At 39.7% G+C, this 24,270-nt stretch carries 24 protein-coding genes and 1 pseudogene; 22 read left to right on the top strand and 3 right to left on the bottom strand.

Going from position 1 to position 24,270, the window contains the following annotated elements; all coding sequences use genetic code 11:
- Positions 1 to 589 precede the first annotated feature (589 nt).
- The 12 genes from FTT77_RS13275 (at position 590) to FTT77_RS13220 (ending at position 15,706) form a co-directional block, all read left to right on the top strand.
- Positions 590 to 1,810, top strand: coding sequence for a hypothetical protein (locus FTT77_RS13275; protein WP_228199015.1), 1,221 nt, complete (start codon positions 590 to 592; stop codon positions 1,808 to 1,810).
- Positions 1,811 to 2,098, top strand: coding sequence for a hypothetical protein (locus tag FTT77_RS13270; protein ID WP_024160792.1), 288 nt, complete (start codon positions 1,811 to 1,813; stop codon positions 2,096 to 2,098). It begins immediately after the preceding gene.
- Positions 2,099 to 2,231: 133 nt separating this feature from the next.
- The gene (locus tag FTT77_RS13265) at positions 2,232 to 2,792 is read left to right on the top strand and encodes a DotI/IcmL family type IV secretion protein (RefSeq protein ID WP_228134816.1); all 561 of its coding nucleotides are present in this window, start codon (positions 2,232 to 2,234) and stop codon (positions 2,790 to 2,792) included.
- A 13-nt stretch (positions 2,793 to 2,805) separates the two neighbouring features.
- Positions 2,806 to 3,753 carry a DotH/IcmK family type IV secretion protein gene (locus tag FTT77_RS13260; RefSeq protein WP_180087401.1) on the top strand — a complete coding sequence of 316 codons (948 nt, stop codon included), beginning with the start codon at positions 2,806 to 2,808 and terminating at the stop codon, positions 3,751 to 3,753.
- Positions 3,754 to 3,774: 21 nt separating this feature from the next.
- Positions 3,775 to 5,286 (top strand): DotG/IcmE/VirB10 family protein, encoded by a 1,512-nt coding sequence (locus FTT77_RS13255; RefSeq protein ID WP_024160793.1) that lies wholly within the window; start codon positions 3,775 to 3,777, stop codon positions 5,284 to 5,286.
- A gap of 5 nt (positions 5,287 to 5,291) precedes the next feature.
- Positions 5,292 to 6,173 (top strand): hypothetical protein, encoded by an 882-nt coding sequence (locus FTT77_RS13250; RefSeq protein WP_024160794.1) that lies wholly within the window; start codon positions 5,292 to 5,294, stop codon positions 6,171 to 6,173.
- A gap of 10 nt (positions 6,174 to 6,183) precedes the next feature.
- Positions 6,184 to 6,759: a hypothetical protein gene (locus FTT77_RS13245; protein ID WP_024160795.1), complete on the top strand. Its 576-nt coding sequence runs from the start codon at positions 6,184 to 6,186 to the stop codon at positions 6,757 to 6,759.
- Positions 6,760 to 6,926: 167 nt separating this feature from the next.
- Positions 6,927 to 7,340 carry a hypothetical protein gene (locus tag FTT77_RS13240; RefSeq protein WP_024160796.1) on the top strand — a complete coding sequence of 138 codons (414 nt, stop codon included), beginning with the start codon at positions 6,927 to 6,929 and terminating at the stop codon, positions 7,338 to 7,340.
- A gap of 236 nt (positions 7,341 to 7,576) precedes the next feature.
- Entirely contained in the window at positions 7,577 to 8,338 is a 762-nt protein-coding gene (locus tag FTT77_RS13235) for an HNH endonuclease (protein ID WP_228141528.1), read from the top strand.
- Between the two features lie 10 nt (positions 8,339 to 8,348).
- The gene (locus FTT77_RS13230; RefSeq protein ID WP_024160951.1) at positions 8,349 to 9,551 is read left to right on the top strand and encodes a hypothetical protein; all 1,203 of its coding nucleotides are present in this window, start codon (positions 8,349 to 8,351) and stop codon (positions 9,549 to 9,551) included.
- A 57-nt stretch (positions 9,552 to 9,608) separates the two neighbouring features.
- Positions 9,609 to 12,791 carry a hypothetical protein gene (locus tag FTT77_RS13225; RefSeq protein WP_120364225.1) on the top strand — a complete coding sequence of 1,061 codons (3,183 nt, stop codon included), beginning with the start codon at positions 9,609 to 9,611 and terminating at the stop codon, positions 12,789 to 12,791.
- A 122-nt stretch (positions 12,792 to 12,913) separates the two neighbouring features.
- Entirely contained in the window at positions 12,914 to 15,706 is a 2,793-nt protein-coding gene (locus FTT77_RS13220) for a type IV secretion protein DotL (RefSeq protein ID WP_042892356.1), read from the top strand.
- Between the two features lie 40 nt (positions 15,707 to 15,746).
- Here the strand turns inward: FTT77_RS13220 and FTT77_RS13215 are convergent, their stop codons facing one another.
- Entirely contained in the window at positions 15,747 to 15,932 is a 186-nt protein-coding gene (locus FTT77_RS13215) for a hypothetical protein (protein ID WP_058952567.1), read from the bottom strand.
- 409 nt (positions 15,933 to 16,341) lie between these two features.
- Here FTT77_RS13215 and FTT77_RS13210 point away from each other — a divergent pair, with 409 nt between their 5' ends.
- From FTT77_RS13210 to FTT77_RS13170, 9 genes are all read left to right on the top strand, one after another.
- Entirely contained in the window at positions 16,342 to 16,515 is a 174-nt protein-coding gene (locus FTT77_RS13210) for a hypothetical protein (RefSeq protein ID WP_162900306.1), read from the top strand.
- Between the two features lie 86 nt (positions 16,516 to 16,601).
- On the top strand, positions 16,602 to 17,690 hold the full coding sequence (locus FTT77_RS13205) for a DUF6685 family protein (protein ID WP_065995116.1): 1,089 nt from the start codon (positions 16,602 to 16,604) through the stop codon (positions 17,688 to 17,690).
- A gap of 12 nt (positions 17,691 to 17,702) precedes the next feature.
- Positions 17,703 to 18,209 (top strand): hypothetical protein, encoded by a 507-nt coding sequence (locus FTT77_RS13200; protein WP_033917403.1) that lies wholly within the window; start codon positions 17,703 to 17,705, stop codon positions 18,207 to 18,209.
- Positions 18,210 to 18,366: 157 nt separating this feature from the next.
- Positions 18,367 to 18,897 carry a hypothetical protein gene (locus FTT77_RS13195; RefSeq protein ID WP_033917402.1) on the top strand — a complete coding sequence of 177 codons (531 nt, stop codon included), beginning with the start codon at positions 18,367 to 18,369 and terminating at the stop codon, positions 18,895 to 18,897.
- Complete coding sequence (locus FTT77_RS13190) at positions 18,894 to 19,265, top strand: hypothetical protein (protein ID WP_005005929.1); 372 nt, start codon at positions 18,894 to 18,896, stop codon at positions 19,263 to 19,265. The genes FTT77_RS13195 and FTT77_RS13190 overlap by 4 nt, the downstream gene beginning before the upstream one ends.
- A gap of 9 nt (positions 19,266 to 19,274) precedes the next feature.
- Positions 19,275 to 19,694: a hypothetical protein gene (locus FTT77_RS13185; RefSeq protein ID WP_000145713.1), complete on the top strand. Its 420-nt coding sequence runs from the start codon at positions 19,275 to 19,277 to the stop codon at positions 19,692 to 19,694.
- A 5-nt stretch (positions 19,695 to 19,699) separates the two neighbouring features.
- Positions 19,700 to 20,152, top strand: a complete 453-nt coding sequence (locus tag FTT77_RS13180; protein ID WP_033917408.1) for a hypothetical protein — start codon at positions 19,700 to 19,702, stop codon at positions 20,150 to 20,152.
- A 99-nt stretch (positions 20,153 to 20,251) separates the two neighbouring features.
- Positions 20,252 to 20,764, top strand: a complete 513-nt coding sequence (locus FTT77_RS13175) for a hypothetical protein (RefSeq protein ID WP_043041524.1) — start codon at positions 20,252 to 20,254, stop codon at positions 20,762 to 20,764.
- Between the two features lie 139 nt (positions 20,765 to 20,903).
- On the top strand, positions 20,904 to 21,890 hold the full coding sequence (locus FTT77_RS13170) for a hypothetical protein (protein WP_065995117.1): 987 nt from the start codon (positions 20,904 to 20,906) through the stop codon (positions 21,888 to 21,890).
- 55 nt (positions 21,891 to 21,945) lie between these two features.
- Here the strand turns inward: FTT77_RS13170 and FTT77_RS13165 are convergent, their stop codons facing one another.
- On the bottom strand, positions 21,946 to 22,323 hold the full coding sequence (locus tag FTT77_RS13165; RefSeq protein ID WP_057694184.1) for a hypothetical protein: 378 nt from the start codon (positions 22,321 to 22,323) through the stop codon (positions 21,946 to 21,948).
- A 13-nt stretch (positions 22,324 to 22,336) separates the two neighbouring features.
- On the bottom strand, positions 22,337 to 22,699 hold the full coding sequence (locus FTT77_RS13160) for a hypothetical protein (protein ID WP_227520106.1): 363 nt from the start codon (positions 22,697 to 22,699) through the stop codon (positions 22,337 to 22,339).
- A 782-nt stretch (positions 22,700 to 23,481) separates the two neighbouring features.
- On the opposite strand from FTT77_RS13160, the pseudogene FTT77_RS13155 reads away from it, so the two are divergent.
- Positions 23,482 to 24,270, top strand: a pseudogene (locus FTT77_RS13155) (IS91-like element ISVsa3 family transposase); the annotation flags it as partial.

Below are 24,270 nucleotides of genomic sequence, written 5' to 3'. Positions count from 1 at the left end.
TAGAAGTATATTAATAAAGATGTTAATATGCTTTTTTTAATTAATATTAAAAATATTATTGGTGATAATGCAATTTATTTATAAGCCAGCTTCTTTAATATTAAATAAATTGATAAAAACTGTTTGAAGAAAAAATGCATCTTGGTATATACCATTCCTAATTTAAAAGTTTAAAGACATTAAAGCTGCTACTTATAAAAACCTATCTTATGGTTTAGTGCTGTGCATCTTAAATATAAAGATTTGACACCTTAAACACCAATTAAACTGCAATAATGATAGGCTTAGAGTCGTATTTTTCCCTAAAAATTTAAGGCATCGCAACTGGCAAAAGACTATTGAAACTATGCATATCAAGCACTTCACTGTAAAAAAGGACCACTGTGTTTTTATGATTTCTCAACTTCATTTTTTTGATTTTTCCACTGTACTAACAAGAGAGGAGTCAAAAAAGACATTCGCATTTATTGGGCTTAAAAGTGAAAAACATTTTGCTTAAAGTGAAAAACGTTTTAACGAGTACTTTTAGAAAGGTGTTTAACGTTGTAGTATGTGCTCATGTTTTGCATGTGGATAAAGGGTGGTAGTGGTGAGCAGTTTTGAGAATCCTAATAGCTATCCAAAGACATTAAAAGAATACACAAGTCGTATAGAAGATTTTCCGTATTCTACTAAGACCAAATATGATATTGAGCTTAAGCAAAAAATTGATAAACATTTAGATAGTTCAGAGCTAGATTTAAAAATGTTATATGAAAACATATATTCTGAATTTAAAACTAAATCTGAAAATGGTTATTACGCGGAATCTACATTTAGAACATATCGTGCATATTTAGTGTATGGAATCGGTCTAAAGCTTAATGAGCTAAATAATGGCTCTATTAATGATGAAGATATAGATGCTGGTTTTGATGAATATTTTTTAGAAGAATTATATTTAAGAATCATTAACACAAAATATACAGCTAATAAGGACAAACCTAAGCGTACTTCTGAGCTGAAAACAAAGTACTTTGAACGCACGTTTTACAACTACTTGGTAAGAGAATTCGAGCATAAGAACGAGAGTAACACCAGGGTTAGTGAGTTTGATCGGATGATGGTTGCTTTTGTTGATGCCAATCTTGTTGTTGGATTGCGTCCTGTTGAGTGGTTTTCCGTTTCATTCTGTTGTGCAGTAAAAGGACCAAAACTGATCATGATTGTGGAAAATGGCAAGGCTACACATGGTCGGGCTAATGGACTTAAAAGGTATTTAATACTTGATGACCTTAAACATGAAGATCAAGAAAAGATATACCTTTATTGGAACTTGCTAAATAGGTATGTGAGAAAGGTATCTAGTTTAAATAAAACTAGTGGCTATACCTTTGGATGGGATGAAAAACAGACTTTTATTAAAATACTGCAAGAGCGTTTACGTTTAAGTTATATCAATTACTTTAAGCTTAGAGGCAAGGTTTTAACTAATGAAGATCAACGACCTACTTTATACAGTACAAGGCATCAATGTATTGCAAATGCTAAGGTAAAGGGTATTGATAAGTTTGTGATAGCTGGTGCTTTTGGACATGCTGGTAAAGATACTGCTTCTAACTTTTATGGGCGAAAGTGGAGAGGCCATAGTGGTTTTAGTATAAAGCCTACTTTAGATTCTATTGAAAACGTTAATGGTAGCCATGAATTTGTTAAAACACTTTTAGCTAATAACCTAGATACCTTTTATTATTTTGATCTTAATATAGCAAATGAGTTTAATACCGACTATTATAAGGACGAATTAAAGTCGGGTTTAGTGATTGACTAAATGGATAACTCTAAAACTAATTTGACTACTTCAACATGGGGTTCTCCTTACGCTGAAGTATCAATAATAGGTAAAAGAAAATACGCAAGGCTTTTAAGAGTGTTGGTTAGTACGTTTGCCTCATTGTGCATTTTAACCGTTTTAACAACGCTTAGTTTTGTAGCTTTTAAACTCACCACAACAGATTTTGAATCTTTGGTTTTTGATGACGGCACACCAGTTAAGTGTGTGCTTAGCTCTAAATCAGATCGTCCAATTCCATCTGTTATATATCAGCCAGCGAAATAGGAGTGCTGTTGTGTCTAAAGACAAATCTAATGAAAACGCTGAAATAGGTTCTTGTGATCCTAGTCTTTGGCTCAGAAAACAGGTGGATGAAAAAGATAAGGAGATTGCAAAGTTAAGACGATGGCTTGTTTTCGTGTTTTTCGCTTTTATCGTGAGTGCTGTTCTTGCGATGATTATTTTTGCTGCCTTTAATGCATACCCAAAAGTCAAAGCTGTTCAAACAGTAGATAACTCGGTTATCTGTCCAATCGAAGCATCAAAAAACCCTCGCGTTACTGACGTTGTTATTTCTGAATTCGGTAAGAGTGCAATTCTTTCTGTCTACAACTTTGATTTCTTGAACTGGCGTGACGTTATTAACAATGCTGGTTCAATGTATTTCACTGAGGGCGGTAAAGATTCATTGATGAAGCAAATCGCTCAATCACAAACAGTTGGCACAATCGTACAAAACAACCTAACGATGCGAACTACTGCTACTGATGTTCCACAAATCGAAAACCGTGATTTACATGCTGCAGAACCTAGTTGGACTGTTCGTGTTCCTATCACTACTCAATTCTTCTTAGGTGACAAACAACCTAAAGAGACTCACCGCTTCATTGCGACAGTTACTATTGTTGAGCATCCACGTTCTTATCTGAACTACAACGGTATTGCTGTTAAGACAATTACGTTAACTCCAGCGCGTTAATTGGATGATACTTATGAAATTGAAAAAATTATCTTTGGCTCTTTTTGCTTCTACTGCATTAACTACAATAGTTAATGCTGCTGATATGCCTCCGAATACTTTTGCGGATGCTCAATCTCCTTTGGTTGCACCTGAGGTAGTTGATACAGCATCGGAAATTGACAGACAGGTTCACAATCTTGTTGGTTTGCAGTTCACACCTGAGCAAACAAAAATAGTTAAAGGACTTTTGTTGCAACAAAAACGAAGCCTTTCTAGTCCTTATGTAAATACGCCACAAGCGAAAACCCGTAGTTTGGGTATTTCATTAAACCCTGGTGAGGAACCGCCAGTAATTCGTTTAAGCGCTGGCATGCTATCTACTATTGTCTTTAGCGATTCTTCAGGAAATCCATGGAACATTGAAAAGATTTCTTTGGACCGTGGACGTTTCTCAGATGGCTTAGGTGAGCAAAACGAAAAAGAGCCAGACGAAATCCCTGAAACTAACATCCTTTCAATCGAACCATTAGATCCAGCTGCTTTCGGAAACGTAACGGTCACATTAAAGGGATTGGGTGCTCCAGTAATTTTGATGTTAGCTACTGGCCAACGTGATTTAGATGTTCGTGTAGACGCACGTATACCTGGTCGAAGCCCAACAGCCAAAGCTATGTATTCAACAGGCAATCAAACATCGATTATTCCAGATGGTGTGAGTTTGCAATTTATGGATGGCTTAGCGCCTGAGGGTGCTGTTGAAATGCGAACCGATAGTCCTAATGTCCGTGCTTGGAAGTTTGGTGGCTATATATATGTGCGTAGTAACTTTGGTGTTATTCAACCAGCCTTTTTGAGTTCTTTCCGCGCTAACAACGGTATGAAGATCTTCCGTTATGAAGATTCTGAAGATCTGAAGTACATCACATTTTCAACGACTGGCGGTACACCTAAAACTGTTTACCTCGAAGACGCATTTTAAGTCATTAAGTGAGAATTAAAAATGGATTCAACGAACCAACAAAATAACCCGAATGACATTGAAGAGAATTCTAGTCGTAGCACTGAAGTAGGTACTACCGATGAAACTATTATTTCTGCAAACCAAGTTCATTCAGAAGAAGACCAACCTAAAAAACTGAAAAATACAAGTATTAAAACTGCTAACAAAAAACGTGTTTTTGCAGATACGCGCTTTCGCGTTGTTGCAATTATTGGTTTGGTAGTAGTTGGTGGATTAGGCTTTTTTATGTTTAACCCAATGGGGAAAAGTGACCAACTAGCTTTAGATAATCAGGTTGCTATTGCTACACCAGAAATCCAAGGACAGGGTACAAATGTTATCCCTCCTGAATATGTAGAATATGAACGTCAAAAACAAGCTGAAGAAGCTGCTCGAGCTGGCAAAAATGGTGAAAGCTATTTGCCCGAATTTAAAACAGTTGCAACACAAGATCCAAACGGCGATCTGAACGATCAGAATTTTATTACAGGTCCAAATGGGCAACCTGTAAACGGTTCTGCAACAGGTGGTACACCAAATATTACGCTTGAACTTGACCAGATGGCCAGAGCTAATATGGCAAATCAAGGTGGTGCATTACCTCAACCAACTAGCGGTGGTCTACCACAACAACCACAAACACAAAACGGTGCTAATCAAAACGCACCGATTTATCAAACTAACTACGCGCAACAATATGAACATGCTTCATCTGCTGCTAATGATGTTGCTAGTGTATATAGCCAACAAGCAGCTGCTTATGCAGAACGTAATGCTGCAACGCGTGAATTAAGTCAAACTGCTTTTGTTGATCAACTTGCTGCGTTTTCTAATACAAAGAACAAGGTCAACGGATATTCAACATATAAATATTCACACAACACTAAAGCATCGGAAGGGCAACAAAACCTTGGAAGCTTGAACGTTGCGAATACGACTAGCGAATCTACTAAAGGACTAGCAATCATTAAAGCTGGTACAACAATGAAAGCGCGTTTAGATACAGGTGTGAATACTGATAAAGGTAAAAACCTATTTGCTACTGTTATTGGCGGTAAATTTAACGGCGCAAAACTTATTGGTACTGTTGGTCTGAATACTGCGGATATTGAATTTAACTTTACCCGTATGTTGTTTAAGGGCGAAGAGTATGCAATCCAAGTACGAGCTTTAACTCTTGGAACAAAACAATCGGGCATGGCTGATAAAGTCCAAAAACACACTTTGCAAAAGCTTGGCGGTATGGTTACTGCTGGAATCTTTGAGGGTTACGGACAAGCCTATCAAAACATTGGTACAACCCAAATCACAAATACTGGCAATGTTGTAAGCACGAAGGAAGAGCCAAACGATAAAGAAATTGCCGGGAACATCATTGGTAACGTTGGTACGGAAATGGCGAACATGGCACGTACATCAACAGTTCGACCAACTACGTATATCGTTAACAGCGGAAAAGTATTTGAAGTCTTTTTTGATGCTGACGTAACAACACCGAAAAATAAGGGGTAAGCGAAATGTCTGATAATCAAATGACTGCTGAACAGGCAAAGAAAAATCTAAAAGATGCTGAAGGCAAACCCCAAAAAGGCGAAGGTAGTGCGAAGGGTGGTATTCCTCCAAAACTTCTTATTGTTATTGGTGTTATTGCCTTAATTATGATTGGTACTTTCTTTTGGATACAAATGAGTAAACCAAAAGACGTCAGCACGGCAGTTGCTCCAGAACAAACACCAGAATCCATTGATACTGTTGGTCAAGGCATTCAACAAACACAAGCAACATACAACCAAAATCAACAACCTTTAAAGGACAATAGTATTGCTGATGATACGGCGTTCATTGTTGATGAAAATATTGTGTTTAAAGATCCTACCACTGGTCAATACATGATTATGTACAAATCCATGTCGTATCCGATTGATTCTGATCTAGGAATAGAGGCAGTTAACTTCTATCAAAGTCAGGGTACGAATGCACTTATTTTATTACAACGTTTGAAAGAAAAAGAGCAAGCGCATGGGCAAGTACAAAACGGCGAACAAACTGCAGTTGCTCAATCAGAAACCATAATCAAAAATGAACAACTGAAAGCTGAAAATGACGATCTTAAAAACCTTGTTGAATTGCAAGAACAGGCAATTAAGGAATTAAAGACTAGTTTAATCAAAATAGCTAAAGACCAGACTAAGCAAAAGGCTTTAAGTACATCGGGATCTAAAACCTTATCAATTCCAAAAGGTGCAAAACGCTTGGATGCTTTTGCGGTTGTAGGCGATCGCGCTTGGATGACAGATTCTCAAAACCATACATATACAGTCTATGTAGGTCAGAAGATGCCAGACAATCGCACGGTCTATGCTGTTGACGAAAACGAACAAGCCATTTGGGTGAAATAAGGAAAATAGCGTGGATGCATTAGATATAGTTAAAGCGATATTAAACATATACGGTCCACTACTAAGCTTTATACGCATTTGCTTTGTTGTAACGGGGTTGGTGATTACTGGCACGGCGCTTTTTGACTTAGTGCAAGCATCATCACCTCAACAAAAGTTCTTTGGTCATGGAATGAAAGAGCCTACCACTGGTGGGGCATTGTTGAAGATTCTTATCGGTGGTGCTTTTGCATCACTTGGATATGACGGATATATCATTGGTGCACTAGGTTCTTCATTGTTTGGTGGTAATGGCATAGAACTTGTAACGGTACAAAGTTACTTGCCTAATGCTGGTGCTAATGATTTAGGTGCATATATCGTTACGGCGGTTGTAGGTTTTACGCAACTGGTAGGGATTATAGCGGTAGCTCGTGGCTTATATGGTTTTGTAGAGAAAATTGATGCTCAAGGCAATGCGACATACCGCAAAGCATGGGTTTTAATTATAACAGGTGTATTATGCGTATACGTTCAGGACGTACACGATGTCTTTGTTAATACCTTTGGAACACAAATAGGAGGAACCTTTTTTACAATATTTTAAACAATCTTCTTAAAATAGGGTGAGAGTTTCTTAAAAACCTTGTATAAGATATTGAAGATATTTAACGAGAAGTTTAAAATTAAGCAACTTAAAGCAATAGGGTTTTAAGAATGTTTAATTACAGTGCGGAGATTAGCTCCCGTATATTAAATAAAAGGAAAATGACAATGGTATCATTAGTAAAACACTCAGTTCGCACTGTAAAAGCGACTGCATTCCGCGCAAAAGTAATGTTTTTAGCTTTTGTTTCTGCATTAATGGGTCAAGTTGCATATGCAAACACTGGCACATGGAACCCAGGTGGTACAGCTTACGGAAAACACGCTGCTGGTTCTGATGCGAATGAAATCTTAGGCCGTGGTGAAACATTAGGTCAAAACGTTTATAAATTCTTAATCGTAGTGTTCATGGTGCTTGGTTTAGGCTTAGTTGGTACTGGTTTGTATATGATGTATACATCAGAAGAAGATCAACAAAAGAAAAAGAAAACTGCTTGGATCTGTATTGGTGTGGGTGGTGCGTTATCAATCGTAGGCTTCATCATGTTCTCTGCTGCGAACACTATTACTGGTAAAGCGTAATACAATAATAAATAAGTTTAAAAGCGTGGCTTAGGCTGCGCTTTTTTTATTTTAAAAATAGTATATACATGTTTTAATTAGACCTTACTTAATAGTATTAAGGGGTTTAAGTGAAACATATAAACCGTAAGTTTGGTATTTTAAGACCTATTAACGGCGTAAACGACAAGCAAGAGATACGTCAAGATAAAACTATCCATGATGGTTTTAAAACCAATGAGACAATAAAGCAAATAATGTCTTCACAACCAGCTAAATGCTATTTTTGTGATTTCTATGACGAATACTTTTTAGAGCCACATCACTTAGACGGCGATCATAGCAACCATACGGCTGAGAACATTGTAGCGGTCTGTACGCTATGCCATGCACAAAACCACATCTTTGCACTATCACTGGAAAAGAAAGCTGAAATATGCGTATTGAGTACGAACATACCTCAAGAGATCTTTAATCAATATCAACGTGCATTACTGGTGTTATCGCATAAGTCTGACAACCAAGATCCTGAGCTTGCTAAGTTCGCACGGCGACATCGCCAAAGCTTGCTTGTAGAGCCGTTAAAGCGCCATCAACGCCCTAATCCTACAAAGATGTCTGAAGCAGAATACGCACGTAATATGTTTGAGGATATACAGGCGTTTAATGCGATTAAGACACGAACCCAAACAATTGATACCCAACTGTACTTCACGGACATTAAGTTCAACACAATGGCTGAATATGAAGAAGCCAAGCAAGAAGATATGTTGGTAGCGAACGTTGATTACGTAGACCAGCTCCGCAAGTACAAAGAGTGGTATTTGAATGCCATCAAAGAGAACAAAAACTTTTCTTTGTATCAACTCGCAAAAGCTTTGGAAAAGGTATCAGACGAAGCATACGAGAGCTTTAATCTGCCAAACCACTACATAGTATTTTCCCCGAATATCTTTACTGACGAGCAGTATGAGTACTACCAAACACTAGATGTATTTAAGGGTTTGGGTGATAAGTGAGTTCACATAAATGACAGAATGCTTAACAGATACCGAATACATAGATATGAGCTTAGAAGACGTTATATCGGGCATAGTGTTACAGCCATTTAAGCCTGACATAGTGAATGATATAGCGGTATTGGATAGCGTATTTGAGACGGACATATTGAATGATGATGAATACTCATTTATTGGTCCATACATCTACAAATATTGGGAACTTGGGATAGATGCACTACCAAAGGAAACGCACGATCAGCTATCGATATTTCGCTTATGCGTTATAGGTACTGAGGCTTTCAACTTCCTGAACGATTTGTATATACCAACGACTCGCGACACTGGTCATACATCTAACACGCTAATGCTACTCCATGTTGTACATATAGCGATAGGGAATCAGACAACAACTGGTGAAGACTCAACGGGGCATTTTCAAGATCCACTGATTAAAGCGCTACTGTTGATGAATATCCCCGTTAACAGCGATTGTTTGCTGTTGGATGACACTTTGGTACACCTAAACAAAATAACGGCGCTGAGTGGCTTAGACGTTGAAATACAGGTTAAGCAAAGTGTGAGTGTGAAGCATAAGAAATTACTAAGCACCAACTTTGGATTTGACAATCCATTATCAATTATAAGCGTTTTGGAACAAAAGAAACTGTCTGAAGAACTGACACGCTACTTTCCGATGATACATCTACCAACGTCCGTAGAAGATGCGACAAACCAGATAGATACGGGCAACTTAAAAATGAGTTCGCTGCAATCTTTTTGTATATACCAAAACTTAAAGCTATCGGTGTCTAAAGTTTTCCACGAACAGGGCTTATACCAGAACAAAGAGATCTACATAGAGCTTGATAAGGTTCACTTCCAACTTAAAAATACAGGTTCCTTAAACTTCAAGGTGGGTACTTTAGGTGAAAGCCAAGAGGTTTTAGAAACGGCGTTTTGGCAACTGCTTAATAAGGGTTTAGTGTTTGACCTAAATAGTTTTAAGAAGTATGTCGAATTAAAAGAGGACGAAACCGTTAAAACTGATGTATTTACTAATTCAAAAAATGATAATATCCCTTTTAACAGTACCTACTATGAGCTTTTATTAAGGTTGGTTTTAGATACAAGCTTAAAACCCTCTGTAAAAAGTCTTGAGGTCGCAATTCAAAATAAGGATTTCGACAGTGCGATTAACGTTTTAAGAGAATTACCGTTTTTTAGTGCTTAATGCTTAAAGGCATGTCTAATCAAAGATAGACGTAGAAAGGTGAATAAAGGTGTTTAAATGAGTAAGAAGAAAGCTGAGAAGTCTGGTTATAAAAAGACTGGTTACTCCAAGATTGAAATTATATTGATGTTATTCCTACAAAGCATGAAAGCTGACGTAGAGGATTATTGCGATTTAGAAACAGTATCGGACGAACATACGTTTGTCACAAAAACTGGTACAATGATTACGATCATCGAATACAAGGGGATTAAGAGTTTAATTAGTGGTGATGCATTCAGCCGTCAAATTGGTTTGATGACGAGCAACATGCGTAACTACTTCAAAGACCGTGGACATACGATTCATCTAGCGTTCAAAGTAGACCATGAGACGCCATACGCGATTCATGACTTGAATGCCATGCAAAAGGCGACCACGGCGCGTTGTGCGATGAATCTAGACATCATCATTGATGAAATGACAGAAACCATTTCAGGCGGTGTATTTAACGAAAGCTGTTATATCGCTTTAATCTCTGAGCCAACCTTACTATCGCCAATCGATAAGGCTCAAGACTCAAAAAACCGTAAAAAGCTACTGTCGCAAATTACAATGCCAAGTACGGTCAATGCTCAAGACATGCTTAAATCATCGGACAGCTTATACGTACACCATGAGTCTTTTGTCTCACAATTCTTAAACTCACTCTCAACTGAAGAATTTCCAGCAATCTATGAAGTATTGAATGTTGTTGAAGCTGGTCTAGCGATTAAAAAACAAATTGCCTCACATTCAACTTCAGATGACTTCACCTTGTCTGTGCCGATGCTGAATACACGCTTACCGATGCGTTGGAAAGAAATACCATCAGAACATGATGCGTCACACGTTTTGTATCAACCGATCTCAGAACAACTCATGACGAATGCGATCTTACCTGGTACAAGTCAAGGTTCATTCTATCCAGTGGGAAGTGTTATCACTGACGGCGTTGTATATGCTCCATTGATGGTAGATATATATCCAGCGAAGACGAATACGTTTGAAACGCTATTCCGCTTATTACACCAGGCCAAAACGCACGACACTAGCGGTAACATCCGTTCTATCCCATATGCGGTGAGTTACTGTATTACTGGTGATGGTATGGCTGGAACCATGATGAAACGCACGTTATCAAGCGTTATTCACTTTATGACGGCACAAAACAAAGCCATTCGTAATGCTGGTAACATTTTGATGGCCACTAAAAATGACCTAGATCAAGTAGACACTGTTGCTGGTCTGCAAATGACCATGATGACATGGGCACCAAATACCGAAGATGGTGTAAACATTCTTGTAGGACGGCGCCAAAAGCTTTGGAAGAGTTTTGAAGCGTGGGGCGGTGCAAAAGTCATGGAACAGGCTGGCGATCCTATTTTGACTTGGGCATCACATATACCGGGCTTGATGGTACGTAATCACGCACCTATTTCACCGGCACCGCTGTTTGATGTGTTCTACATGTTACCGCTGACACGTATTAACTCACCATTCCATAAAGGGCATCAGCTCAACAAAACCTTAGACGGTAAACTGATTATTCTTGATTCGTTCTCAAATGAAGTGACTGTATGGACGACTATTAACATTGGTAAACCGGGTACGGGTAAATCGGTCACAATGAACAAAGGCATGCTTGAGGACATCATGATGCCTGGTAACGAGCGTATCCCGTTGACCTATATTGTCGATGTGGGTGAGTCAAGCCGTGGGTTAGTAGAAACAGTGCAAGATTCATTGCCTGAAGAGCTACGTCACTATGCCATCTATAAGCGTATTAAAAACTCAAAAGAAGAAGCGATTAATCCGCTTGAATTCAGTATGGGCTTACGCTACCCGTTAAACTACGAAATGCGTCAAATGACAGCGTTTTTAAGTTCATTGGTAACACCGCCTGAATTGAAAGGGCAACCAGCCAAAAATACTTCTGACGTTATTGGTGCGGTCCTACGCCGTACATTCTATTTTGCTGATGATACGAATGCTGATCATAAAGCACGTAAGTACATGCGCTTTGCAGATCCAGAACTAGATCGCATCATGGAAAAACACGGACTGATTGAGCCACATTCTGAACAAGGTAAGGATATTTCTTATTACGCTCTACGTGACCTTTTCCATTCTTTGAATGAGATCCGTGGACGCACGTTGGCACACCGTTACGCAATGCCGACTATTGGCGATATGATTGAAACCCTTTCTGATTCATCAATTTTAGATGTTTGGAGTGATGTTCATATTGATAATGAACGAGCACTGGACTTTTTGGCGCATCAGATTATGGCTGCACAAAATACCTATCCAGCATTCTTCTATCACACTAACTTTGACATCGGTAACGCTCGTGTAGCTTCTATCGACTTAAACGAAGTTGCGACATCATCAGATCCTAAAACTACATCTCTATTCTTCCAGATTGTACGGATGTTCATTAAGCGTAAGTTCGCCGTGAGCCGTGACGATATTCCAAAATTCCCACAAGCTTATCGTGAATATGCAACCCAACTGATTAATGAGCTTCTTGAAGACCGCAAAATTATGTCTTATGACGAATTGCACGTTGCGAAAGGCGATCCAATCCTATTAGAAGAATTGGCTGAAGACGCACGTACATTGCGTAAATGGGGTGCTCGTCTTAACTTGGCATCTCACAAAGTAGAAGACTTTAAAGACTTGGTGGGCTTTGCTACGGCGTATGTGATTGTCGATCCTGGTACACGCGAATCTCGTGAAGCTATTCGTGACAGCATCGGTCTAACTCAACTAGAAATGGATGCGCTTGGTTCAGGTAACGTAGGTTTCTCAGATCAAGGCTTAACGTACTTCAGTAAAATTAAACTCGAAAAAATGGAATGTTCGGGCTTATATACCGTTTCACTTGGTCCAATCCTTTTATGGTCACTCAGTACACATCCCGATGAACGTGCGCTCCGTAACTACACGTATGACCTTATCGGTGAACGTGGTAAGGCGTTGAAGGTCCTTGCACAATTCTATCCAAAAGGTGCGAAGAACCAGATTAAGACACGGCGTACCATGATTGAGAAAAATGCCAAAAATAAAGGCACGGACTTTGACGAAAACAAAGCAACTGCTTCAGTGATTTCTACCATGGCACAAGAGATGGTTGTTGAATATCAACGCTATGAACTTGAGCAAAACATGAAGAAAAAATTACTGAACCAACGTAAGTCTGAAGCTGTTTCTTCTTAACTCCAATCAGCTATATAGATTTGCGTTAATTGGTATATACATTGAAGTGCTTGGAAATGGGTAAGGTCGTTAAACAACGACTTTGCCTATTATCCTGAAGATAAAAGAGTAGGTCGCAAAGCATGGCTTCTACACAAAAATACGGCACACAAACAAAGTTCAGGCCAAGTTCGCTTAAGCGTGATACACGATCAGGCTTAGAGAAAATCCATTTAAAACTTACAGCGCCAGACGGCGCTAATTATTTGGTTGGCGTTCTTGGTGCTATTGCAGTTATTTTGTTTGTTGTTCCGTTTGGCGGTGAGATATTTATAGGGATCGCGTATTACCTATTAAAACGCTACACACATCCGAATGATTACTTTTTTGAGTGGCCATTCCGTGCGCCGTTGCATTCAAACTCACTGGATGCGTCAACTGACATTACATCACGCGTAAAAGATGACGTACTGGACAATCCAAAAGCCTTTTTGGAATACGCACGTACCAATCGCGATAAGCTACAAGGTGAGGGTGTGACTTACCTTGGTCGTTGCCGTGAAACTGGTCTACCTGTTTATGCATCTAACTCCGATGACCGTACACATCAAATTGTGTTAGGTACTACGGGTTCGGGTAAAACAGAATACATGCTAGGTAACTGTGCCAACCAGTACGTACAAAACTCAGGTTATATCTTTGTAGACGCAAAAGGTGATACCAAGGCTCAACAAGACCACTATCGTTTATGTAACCGCTTTGGGCGTAATGAGGATCTATTAACGATCAACTTCATTACCTCAGGTCGTAACATGCTACGTGCACAAACCGACAAGATGACCAACTCAATGAACCAAATGAGCAACACCAGCTCAGGGATGTTGATTGAATTCTTGATCAACTTGCTTGATGACTCAGGCGGTGGCGGTGGTGACATGTGGAAAGGTCGTGCGATGGCCTTTATCGCCGCACTTACACGAGTTTTGGTCTATCTACGTGACAATGGCTTCATTCAGCTTTCACCAAAAGTATTCACGCAATACATGGAACTTGAAGCACTTGAAGAATTGGTATTTTGTCATAACGATAAATACGGGATTGACTTTGAACGTGTGGCTGAACAACTTCAAGGCTACCTCGTTTCATTACCTGGTTATTCAAGCAACCCTAAAAAGTTAAAGAAACAAGAAACCAAAACCCGTGAGCAACACGGTTATATCACCATGCAGTTAACCAAAGCGATTAACGACTTGACGTTTAACTACGGTCACATCTTTGGTGTAGAGCATGGCGGTGATATTGATATTTTTGACGTTGTACTTAACCGCCGTATCTTAACTGTGCCATTACCAGCTCTTGAGCGTTCACCAGACTCACTCAAAATGCTCGGAAAATTAATCATTGGCTCAATTAAACAAATGATGGCTGGTTCCCTTGGTAACAAAATGGAAGGTTTACGCCGTGCCATTATTGACGCACGACCAACCAACGCCACTACTTCATTTAAGCTATTTTTGGACGAATGGGGCTACATCGTTATTGTCGGTGCTTCGGTTTTACCAGCTCAGGCACGTTCGCTTAACTTCTCTATTACGTTCGGTGCTCAAACATTTGAAGATATTGAACGTGGATCTAAAGAGGAAGCAGCTGCTACATGGGGTAACACGACCGTTAAAGCCATTGGACGTACTACTTCGGGTGCTGAAAGTACAACATACAAATTGGTTGATGGTTTTGCTGGTGAAGAGTGGCAAGGTAAAGTTAACTCAATCAATATGTATCAAGGTCTAGTATTCAACCGTTCGGTACCACAAACAGAAGTCCAGTTCGCCAAAGAAAAACGTGTGACAATTGAACAAATTGCCGGACAGCACAACGGCGAATTTACCTTGCTCATATCAACTAAAGGGGAAGGTGGTAAAACTTCAGACGTTAAAATCGTATCAATGTTGGCGTTCTATGTGGCTGGTGATCAACCCAAGTACTTACGCTTAAATGACCTTTGCCCAATCTTCAATATCCAAAAATCTGAAATCTACGATCCTACTTTAAAAATTGAAGACTTCATTCATGAGATTGAGGAAAAACACACGCTACTGACAGACAACAATTCATCTGCCAATGTCACGGCGCTTGGTGATTTTGAGATCTGCAGAAAGCTCAATAACACCTTGTACGAAAACAACAACACGGTAAAAGACTTTACTCAAGATTTTGTACATCAGATTCTTGAAGCAAGACGTCTTGAATCCATCACACCTGAAGGGATGGCACCTGGTCAAAGAACAGTAATGTCTTCGTCCACGGCGAAAGGTGAAATCTCCAAAGAACAAAAACACCGTGAAAGTATTGTTTCAGCACAAAAAGAAGCAAACATTAAAGACCAGATTATTGAGAAGCGAAAACAGTTCCAGTACTTCGGTAAAGATTCTGACATTTCACCTCAAGTACAAGCTGGTGCTTACAACAATGCGGATCTTGATGCTGAATTTAATATCTATGGTGAACGTATAAGCGAACCTGAACAGGCTCAACAGGAAAGTGATGTTGAAACTGTGACTCGCGCCGTTATCACACCAATGAACCTAGACAGCTACTATGATGAATTGAAAGAGATCCTAACAGGATATGACTTAACCGTTGCGCCAATTACTGAATATCAGCTTGTTCAGATACCACGCCATGTAAAACCTGAAGATCAGACACAATACATTGCGGAAAACAAAGCCAGTCTTGATCAAGCCATCTCACATAGCACTAAAAATGAAATGGAATTCGTAGAACAACAGTATGCAGCTAAGTTTGAAAAAGCTTTGATGAAAAACCCGTTCTCGCACGAATGCGTTACTTTTGAAAAATTGTTGGTGATACTTGGTTCAAAAGGTTCTTCAGCTTCATTACGATCAGGCATTACAATCAAAAAAAAGGATGACTAAACGCATCCATGTAGAAGACATAAGGCTGGTTATCCAGCCTTTAGTTTTTTTGGGTGAGCTGTTTGTACTTAATACGCCTTAATTCATCACTCGGCATGTATTGGGCTATTTCATATTCGCTCTTATACGGCGTTTCATTGAATATGGCCAATAACAACAACTGCGACAGCGGAATGGCTTCAGGCACCATCATTTCGATTAAGCGAAACTTTTCAGACGCATTCACATCAAATGCAACCAATAGCGCCGTATATGGAATGTGGCGATCTGCAAGTGATAAATCGGGGTAAATAGGTTGGTCCTAGTGCTAACGTTTGAAAGTCATACATATTCAAGCAAGAGATAGCTTTAGGTACATTGGATAGGTTCACGGCGTAAGATTCAATGTTTGAACACATATTGGCATCCAGTTTGGTTTTAACCCTAGTTTAGATGCATTTTAATATAATAACTTAGTTTTAACGTGCGTATTCTTAAACATAACTAAACCACTTTTTAAAACCTTGTTTTGTTTTAGGCTTAATCGGTATATACCATTTCATAAAAAGTTTAATGAACTGTGTTTTACCCTTTACAATCCTTAATACATCAATTAAATTGCCCTTAAATCACATCCAATATACAGGATATAGGCAATGACTAAAGAACAGCTAGACGACTTACAAACACTTGGAATGACTGACTATAAAACACGTTTACACGTTAAAGGTGTGCGAATTGTTGAAGTGCAACAGTACTCAAAGTCTGTCGATAACAACGCCGTACAACCACTTGCAACTAATACCACTCAACCGCAATTCTTAAATTAATTTTCCAAAAAAATACTTATAAGCACTTTCTGTATTAATATATCTTTATTAGTTTTAATAAAGCATTAATCAATGGAGTGCTTAAAATGTTAGACACTTTACTTTCGGTATTTTCAGCAAAACATAAGCTTTATAAGAATCTCAAGTTAAAACCCTTTATTGATACCCGTTTAGTCAATTCTGACAGCATCGCCATGACCGATGTTTTCCCTTTTCATCAAATCAAAGATTCTCTTTGTATGACTGGTATATCTCCTACTAATTTTGTACCAGGCAAAAACATTGTTTTGAATCCACATGCCAAAGATAACGATTCCATCAGCTACCTTGGTCAAGATACGCAAAATCATAAGCCGTTCTACATCTCTACCTTTGCTGAAGAATTGGCTGAAGTATTTAATCCGATTTTTGCAGAAATCATTCATCTTGAAACACCATGCTTACTTGACCTATCTGAAATTGGGGGCTTCTCAAATTCCAAGTCGGATTTAAGCCAGTACCGTAGCATTGATGATTTTGTAAAAAACGCATGCCCTGATTACATTAGTGATGTGAGTATGGAAAATTTAGATCGAATGTTGTTATGGCCAGAAATCCGTTTATTGAACTCTCCAGATACAACCACTGATCAATTTTTTATCTATGGCTGGAGTCCTAAGATTTTTGTTCAAAATGCTGGTGGATCACATCACATGGCTGCTGCACATTACTTGGCTAAGAAACTGAGCCAATGTGTGCCGATTCAAGGCAAAGTAAGTTTGAATCTAATCTCAAGTAAAGCACTTCAAAACTTTGATTCAAAATACGCTGCGTTCGCCGTGCCAGATGATGCATTGATTGATATGGGGAATGATTTATCAGAATCAGGGCTTGAATATCAGCTGGTGTTTTTCCGTGAACGTGAAGTTAATTTTATCTTCTTCAAAAAGAATGATCAGAATGCCCGTGTTATTTCGCTATTCAACAATCTGCATGCTTCATTGAATGGTGCATTAAAGTCGGCGGTTCAAGCGCAATTCAAAAATGAAGCACTACTCACAGTCATGAGTGCTAACCTCTCTGATACATCAGAAGATCAATTCTTTAGCACACGACCTCACTTGGCTGAGATCTACAATCACGTTCAAAACGAAATTTGTTTGAGTGGTCCTAAACCGACTAGCCCGACAATCTAAGGGGTAGGGAATATGGATCACCAATCATCAACTACACCACATGCACTCATTCTCGGTCTGACACTTGAACAGGCCATTTCTGTTTTAGCAAAGAAACCCGTTGATGCTACCCACTACAACTATCTTGAAGATGACGAGTACAACACCTACGTCATGATGAAACCTGAGTGGACTAGCCTCAACAAACATGCCTACCTACATGTAGATGGCTTAACCCATGAGCGTAAATGGATGTTTATGCCGAATGCTTTAGGTGAGTACAACTTGATAGAGGGCTGTATTGACCTGTTTGAACTTAACCAGGCCATCGAACAGCAATATCTTGTGTTTGAACAATTCCTGAATAGCCACGGCACACCGTTCCGCAAAGTTGGTGAGAAGTTTTCTTTTGTCACACAACTGCTCTTTGATGCATGGGTGATAGATCCAGAACGTGCGATTCAAAAACTTCATGAGATGAAGGAAACAAAAATCTCATTACAAGTGCCTTTGCTTCATGGGGATAGTCAGCATGATTGATACGCATTGCTCTAGATCAACCGCATCACCACTCGCCATTTGTACGTGGACCTAATCAATCCGCACGGTTCCACTTTTTACGGATGCATCGCATATGCCAAGCGTACCATCCGTTTAGCCACTTCAACTGAAATTGAATTACGGACGGTGAATAACAATGAACATGAATGAAAACATTGCTTCAGAAATTGAAGCTCGTAGCGCTTTTGAAAATAAATACGGCGTGGTCGGTAGTCTGTTGGCCAGTGGCAATTATTCTTCTTGGGTGCATCAGGCGAAATGGGAAGCTTTTCGTGATGGTTGGATGCAAAGTGAAGTAGAAACTAAAAAGTCTATCTATCAAATGCAAACACCAGCCATCAGCGATGACCAATTGGAAGTAGAAAAATTACTGCAGCTGCTTGATGACTTTTGGAATAAGAAATGGGGCGATTGGAAATCATCTGCAGATATGGTGGCGCAAGGTGAGGCAAATGCCTATGAACATGCGAGAGGATTGCTTGAAACGGCGATAAAACAAGATGAAGCCACATGCCAGTGGTTACGCAATCAATTGGCAACGATTCAAACTGAATTGGATGCTTTTATCACATTCGTTAATGAACACCTTGCTTACCATGAAAGTGATGGTCCAGATTTAATGTCGAAGATCCAGAAGCTCAAACATTTGATAAAGGTTAAACCATGATTACGGTTCAAATAGAGATGTGTGGCTTTGGGATTAAACGGCGTTGGGAGTTTGGAGATCCGCGCCGTGCGCCAATTACAGTTTTAGAAATGGGCTTCATTAAGGTTTGTAAAATGCGTGGTGATAGCAAACTGGTTGAGTTCATGAGGGGTTATGCAGACGACAAAGAATTCAACTGGCATCCCAAAGTTCGCATTGCACGTAGAAAAGCAGAACGTAAAGCCTATTCGTACTATGACAACCACTACAAACAGCAGATTAGAGAACTTTTCGATCGCCAAAATGTAGACCGCCAAAAACAATATGAATTGGAACGCCAAAACAAAGCGTTATTGGCTGTTATTGAACTTAAAAAAGAACAATCGTAGGTATATACCATGACGGGAATTGAATATTTTCAGAAGTATGGCTGGAGTCACGCCGTCCAGTCCGTTAGTCGAATTCCAAGTGAATACAACGAATATTCACCAGACCTCAAAACTGTTGTTGTAAACGGCAACTTTCGTTATGCGATGGCTGCGGAAATCAGCAAAAAGAAAACTGAAGTCTATGTTACTGAGCTCAAACAAATCATTGAGAGTGAAAAGCTACTAGAAGACTTCTTTAACTTGAATCTGGTTGGTATAGAAAAAGGCTTAAGTAATGCTAAGCGTGAAATGCAAGACATGGAAGAACAGGGGATTGTTGAATTCAACCATCGTTTTGATGACGACCTGACTTGCACCACGGAACGCATGAAACTTGCCATCGCTCAAATAGACCATCTTTATCAAAACAACATTACAAAAAGTGAGTAATGCCCATGTTAGAAATGTTCCAAAATCAAACCATGCGATATATCTCTATTGCCATTGGCGTGATTAGTATCTTTATATTCCTATACCTACTTAAACTCGGTGAGGGGCTTGTCATTAGCCTTATAGTTGCTGTGTTCATATGTGGTTTGAGTTTATTCAAACTGAAAAACTACTATGAAAAAAATAACCCATACATCAATGCAGAACACCTTGCTTGGCTGTATGGTGAATTGCAAGAATATGACCAGGATCTATTCACAACTGTCAGCAATCTGACCAAGAGTACTGGACGTTTAGAATTGAGCCAGCTTAAATCAATCCGTAACCGCTATGCTTCTTCCATGAACGAAACTCAACTACAAGCATTGGCCAGTGAACATACTGAAGAAAGCAAATATCGCTTAGACCAGTACAACTACTCAATTTATGTGATGGATGAAGTCATTAATCAATATTAATGGCTGTATGCAATCTCTATTAACATCGCCGTGTTATATATCTGCTATACGCGGTATCAAATGTATAAAGAGATATAAAACTATTGAAAGGTTTATAAAATGAACACAACTCTACCTATTCTTATTCATAGCGTTATTGGTGGTATTGGTGAACATCCAGATGCTAAAAAACGAAGCTTAGGATACGGCGCTATCATGCTGTATATACCGATTGAACATATGGTCGGTTCAGGTGTACTTAAGCTGATGATTGATGTGAATACACTGTCGATCTATGCGTCTGAAAATCCTAATTACCTAAAACAACCACATACCATCAATGAAGCTTCTCACTTGTGGAATGCATTGCGCTTTGACAGTGCTTCTAAAGCCAGCCGGAAGGTCATTCATGATAATGGGTATGTTGAGTGTTTGTTTTCCATTCCTATGAAGGTTCTTGAGCCATTTATGGATGCTGAATTGATTCAAAACGAATTAGGACTTCCATACATGGCCATCGATCAAACTGACAAGTCGAAATGCATGCCGATTTGGTATGATGATGTCAGTAAATCTACCAATCAATTTATTGATGGCAACTACAACGATTATCCTGGTGTGCAGGCATCTTAAATTTTTAAGAAAAGTTTTTAGCTTTGATGGTTTATTAATATATTTATATCGACCACATTGGCGATGATGAAGAGAACAGACTCAATATGGCCCGTTTAATGGGCCACATTTATTTTTATAGATTAGGGATGCCAACGGCGTGAAAACAAAAATCATTTTAAACATCATTTTGTGGACCTTAACCGTCCTAACTTGTTTTGCGTGGATTGCCTTTACGTTTATTCAACCAGTTGGCTACACCATGACTTTTCTTGTTATTTTAATCTTGATGACAGTAGTGCTCAGCTGGTGCTTGGCAACACCTTATATTAAGACCAAAGACCGAACCAAGCGACTAGACGAAAACTTTATGCTACTTATGCTCTCTGTTGCTGTTGTTCCATTCCTAATGTTTCTACTGTCATATGGTTTTATATGGTGTTTCAAAACGCTAGAAAAGAAACAGTTCAACCATGACCATATTGCTGCGATGGTACCGGGTAGTAACTTCAATCAACTACAAAAGTTTGCCAAGGAAAACTACAACGCGCCACTTGTGTTAGGTGACTTTAACGAAAGTTGGGCTTTAACTTCCTTAGATATACCGCAAGCTTCTCCAGCTTCATTAAGATCTAGTACAGGATATTGCCTGGTGAATATGTCTAAAACCAGCATGAACACCATGTATAAAGAAGCAAAAACCGATGTAAGCTACAACGATTGGGAAATGCTGATATTAGCGCACGAGTTATCTCACTGTTTAGATCGTGCGACCGATGTGCCTGGTGAACTTGGCCAGCCACTTAAAGCATTAAATTCAATTGCGCCGTCTGATCGGTCCAAAGTAAAGATGGATGATGTATCTACCTTTGTAACCGCTGAAAGTAGCGGTAAAACGCAACTATGGCGAGAATCTTATGCGGATCTGTTTGCGGTAGGTTTTATGTCACTTGATCCAAAATACGATACTGCAGCGTTAAGAGAAAGCCTGATTAAATTACGTGAAAAACGTAAGGCACAAGATCCAACCCATAATTCGGTGTGTTGGTTGCAGTATTCTAAGAGTCAGCCTTTCCCACAAAAAGGTTCGGATGTTTTTTCTTGGGCAAATAACATCAGAATTAAAGCGCCGTGCGAGTTGAAATAACTTGTCTTCAGACAAATTAAAAGCCCGAATTTCGGGCTACTTTTATACCAGCTAATTAACAATAAAAGCCAGGGCTTATAGTTGGTGCAGACATATCATCATAGACGCAATCTATACTGACTGCAGGTTTATCAATGTGGCTAAATAAGCTTGGATTGACCAATTGATTTGTTAGCTTAGATTTTTCTATACTAAAGCCAACCAGTTCAACTTCACAATCACACACGTAATGGAATTTTGCCTTACCGTGCAACACAAATACATTAGGTGACTTCTCATACATCTTGAAGTACTCGGCTTGAGTTTGTGACAATGGAACCTCCAGCACCACAAAGCCATTTGGTACGACAAAAACTGCAGATCCATCATTTACTGAGTAAACGATGGCTTGAACATCAGAAGCACGTTCAAAACCCACACTTTTTTTTATCATTTAGATTACCTTTTTATATTGTAGCGAATGAACGTTGTAAAACAGATTGTAGATCTGCTTCATTTGTAATATTCGCCTCGAGCGCAGCGTTTCGTACATCAGCTAGGTTTAACCAATGGCGGTGCTCAGCTTTAGTTTTTTCAATTTTGTGTGGTGTTCTTGGGTATTCCCAACTCCAGTAATGCTTTTTATAAATCTCCTTATCTTTCACAAGATACGCCTGTATAGATTGACTATCCTCATTAGTTGCATAGCCAACGCCAAAGTAAATATCTAAACCTTGCTTTAGTGCAGTTTGATAATCGGCTTCAAATTGAATAACAAGGGATTCAATCCTAGCTTCATGAGAAAAGATACTAGATAGTTTTAATATCACACGGCTCCAAGTTTAAGGCAATATGCCTCGAGATAAAACCATTATAACGGTCAAAATCCACTAAATTAGTTTATTTAAAAAAAATTTCATTAAAGTTAAACCATTGAAGATTAAAACATACGGCGAAAAACTTAGGTTTTTTATTCAATATTAATCAGACTTACTCAAATTTAGTCTAGATGAACTGGTATTTTTAAAATTAAGGCTGCTTCGCGTTCCCATTTGTGAACAGATTCTCATTTTTGAGAATGAATTATATTTCATTTTTTGACTGACACTGGAACAATTAGCCATAGACGAGTAGGGGGTGGGTAAAGCCATATACCACATTTAAGAAATAACGCCGTAGTGGTGTTAATTCATTGTTAATTGAATATGGTTTGAATTAAGGCTTGATGGAAATGCATTAGTAGAATTATGGGTGCTGAATTATCAAAATTAAGTTTTGGATTATTTTAATCAACTAAAAAAACATCGTTTGCGTTTATAAAGCCAGCAGTTGATCAATTAGCTGATCAACGCAAGGGTATTAACCTTTTTTATGGTTTAAATACTTTTGAGTACGTTCTAATAATTTCGGGATGGTTTTTTCTGCTTCTTCTTGGGTGAGATGCAAACCATAAAATTTATTAGTTGTTCCGTAGCTTTCATTAAGTACTGAATGGGAGTGACGGGCACTGGCTGGCAATGTCTAGCAACGGCAGGCATTTCGGCTGAGGGTAAAAGAACTTTCCGCTAAGCGATAGACTGTATGTAAACACAGTATTGCAAGGACGCGGAACATGCCTCATGTGGCGGCCAGGACGGCCAGCCGGGATCGGGATACTGGTCGTTACCAGAGCCACCGACCCGAGCAAACCCTTCTCTATCAGATCGTTGACGAGTATTACCCGGCATTCGCTGCGCTTATGGCAGAGCAGGGAAAGGAATTGCCGGGCTATGTGCAACGGGAATTTGAAGAATTTCTCCAATGCGGGCGGCTGGAGCATGGCTTTCTACGGGTTCGCTGCGAGTCTTGCCACGCCGAGCACCTGGTCGCTTTCAGCTGTAAGCGTCGCGGTTTCTGCCCGAGCTGTGGGGCGCGGCGGATGGCCGAAAGTGCCGCCTTGCTGGTTGATGAAGTACTGCCTGAACAACCCATGCGTCAGTGGGTGTTGAGCTTCCCGTTTCAGCTGCGTTTCCTGTTTGCCAGCCGGCCCGAGATCATGGGGTGGGTGCTGGGCATCGTTTACCGCGTCATTGCCACGCACCTGGTCAAGAAAGCGGGCCATACCCACCAAGTGGCCAAGACGGGCGCGGTCACCCTGATCCAGCGTTTTGGATCGGCGCTCAATCTGAATGTTCACTTCCACATGCTGTTTCTCGACGGTGTGTATGTCGAGCAATCCCACGGCTCAGCGCGTTTCCGCTGGGTCAAGGCGCCGACCAGCCCAGAGCTCACCCAGCTGACGCACACCATCGCCCACCGGGTGGGTCGCTATCTGGAACGGCAAGGCCTGCTGGAACGGGATGTCGAAAACAGCTATCTGGCCTCGGATGCGGTGGATGACGACCCGATGACACCCCTGCTG

Source organism: Acinetobacter sp. YH01010, assembly GCF_013420775.1.
GTDB classification, from domain to species: Bacteria; Pseudomonadota; Gammaproteobacteria; order Pseudomonadales; family Moraxellaceae; genus Acinetobacter; species Acinetobacter amyesii.
The sequence above is the reverse complement of the archived record's forward strand: the minus strand, read 5'-3'. Positions and strand labels throughout refer to the sequence as shown.

Excerpts from the sequence above, each read along its gene's own strand:
- FTT77_RS13270 (WP_024160792.1), top strand. The coding sequence starts at position 1,811 with ATGGATAACTCTAAAACTAATTTGACTACTTCAACATGGGGTTCTCCT.
- FTT77_RS13260 (WP_180087401.1), top strand. The coding sequence starts at position 2,806 with ATGAAATTGAAAAAATTATCTTTGGCTCTTTTTGCTTCTACTGCATTA.
- FTT77_RS13255 (WP_024160793.1), top strand. The coding sequence starts at position 3,775 with ATGGATTCAACGAACCAACAAAATAACCCGAATGACATTGAAGAGAAT.
- FTT77_RS13250 (WP_024160794.1), top strand. The coding sequence starts at position 5,292 with ATGTCTGATAATCAAATGACTGCTGAACAGGCAAAGAAAAATCTAAAA.
- FTT77_RS13240 (WP_024160796.1), top strand. The coding sequence starts at position 6,927 with ATGGTATCATTAGTAAAACACTCAGTTCGCACTGTAAAAGCGACTGCA.
- FTT77_RS13235 (WP_228141528.1), top strand. The coding sequence starts at position 7,577 with ATGTCTTCACAACCAGCTAAATGCTATTTTTGTGATTTCTATGACGAA.
- FTT77_RS13230 (WP_024160951.1), top strand. The coding sequence starts at position 8,349 with ATGACAGAATGCTTAACAGATACCGAATACATAGATATGAGCTTAGAA.
- FTT77_RS13225 (WP_120364225.1), top strand. The coding sequence starts at position 9,609 with ATGAGTAAGAAGAAAGCTGAGAAGTCTGGTTATAAAAAGACTGGTTAC.
- FTT77_RS13220 (WP_042892356.1), top strand. The coding sequence starts at position 12,914 with ATGGCTTCTACACAAAAATACGGCACACAAACAAAGTTCAGGCCAAGT.
- FTT77_RS13210 (WP_162900306.1), top strand. The coding sequence starts at position 16,342 with ATGACTAAAGAACAGCTAGACGACTTACAAACACTTGGAATGACTGAC.
- FTT77_RS13205 (WP_065995116.1), top strand. The coding sequence starts at position 16,602 with ATGTTAGACACTTTACTTTCGGTATTTTCAGCAAAACATAAGCTTTAT.
- FTT77_RS13200 (WP_033917403.1), top strand. The coding sequence starts at position 17,703 with ATGGATCACCAATCATCAACTACACCACATGCACTCATTCTCGGTCTG.
- FTT77_RS13195 (WP_033917402.1), top strand. The coding sequence starts at position 18,367 with ATGAACATGAATGAAAACATTGCTTCAGAAATTGAAGCTCGTAGCGCT.
- FTT77_RS13190 (WP_005005929.1), top strand. The coding sequence starts at position 18,894 with ATGATTACGGTTCAAATAGAGATGTGTGGCTTTGGGATTAAACGGCGT.
- FTT77_RS13185 (WP_000145713.1), top strand. The coding sequence starts at position 19,275 with ATGACGGGAATTGAATATTTTCAGAAGTATGGCTGGAGTCACGCCGTC.
- FTT77_RS13180 (WP_033917408.1), top strand. The coding sequence starts at position 19,700 with ATGTTAGAAATGTTCCAAAATCAAACCATGCGATATATCTCTATTGCC.
- FTT77_RS13175 (WP_043041524.1), top strand. The coding sequence starts at position 20,252 with ATGAACACAACTCTACCTATTCTTATTCATAGCGTTATTGGTGGTATT.
- FTT77_RS13165 (WP_057694184.1), bottom strand. The coding sequence starts at position 22,323 with ATGATAAAAAAAAGTGTGGGTTTTGAACGTGCTTCTGATGTTCAAGCC.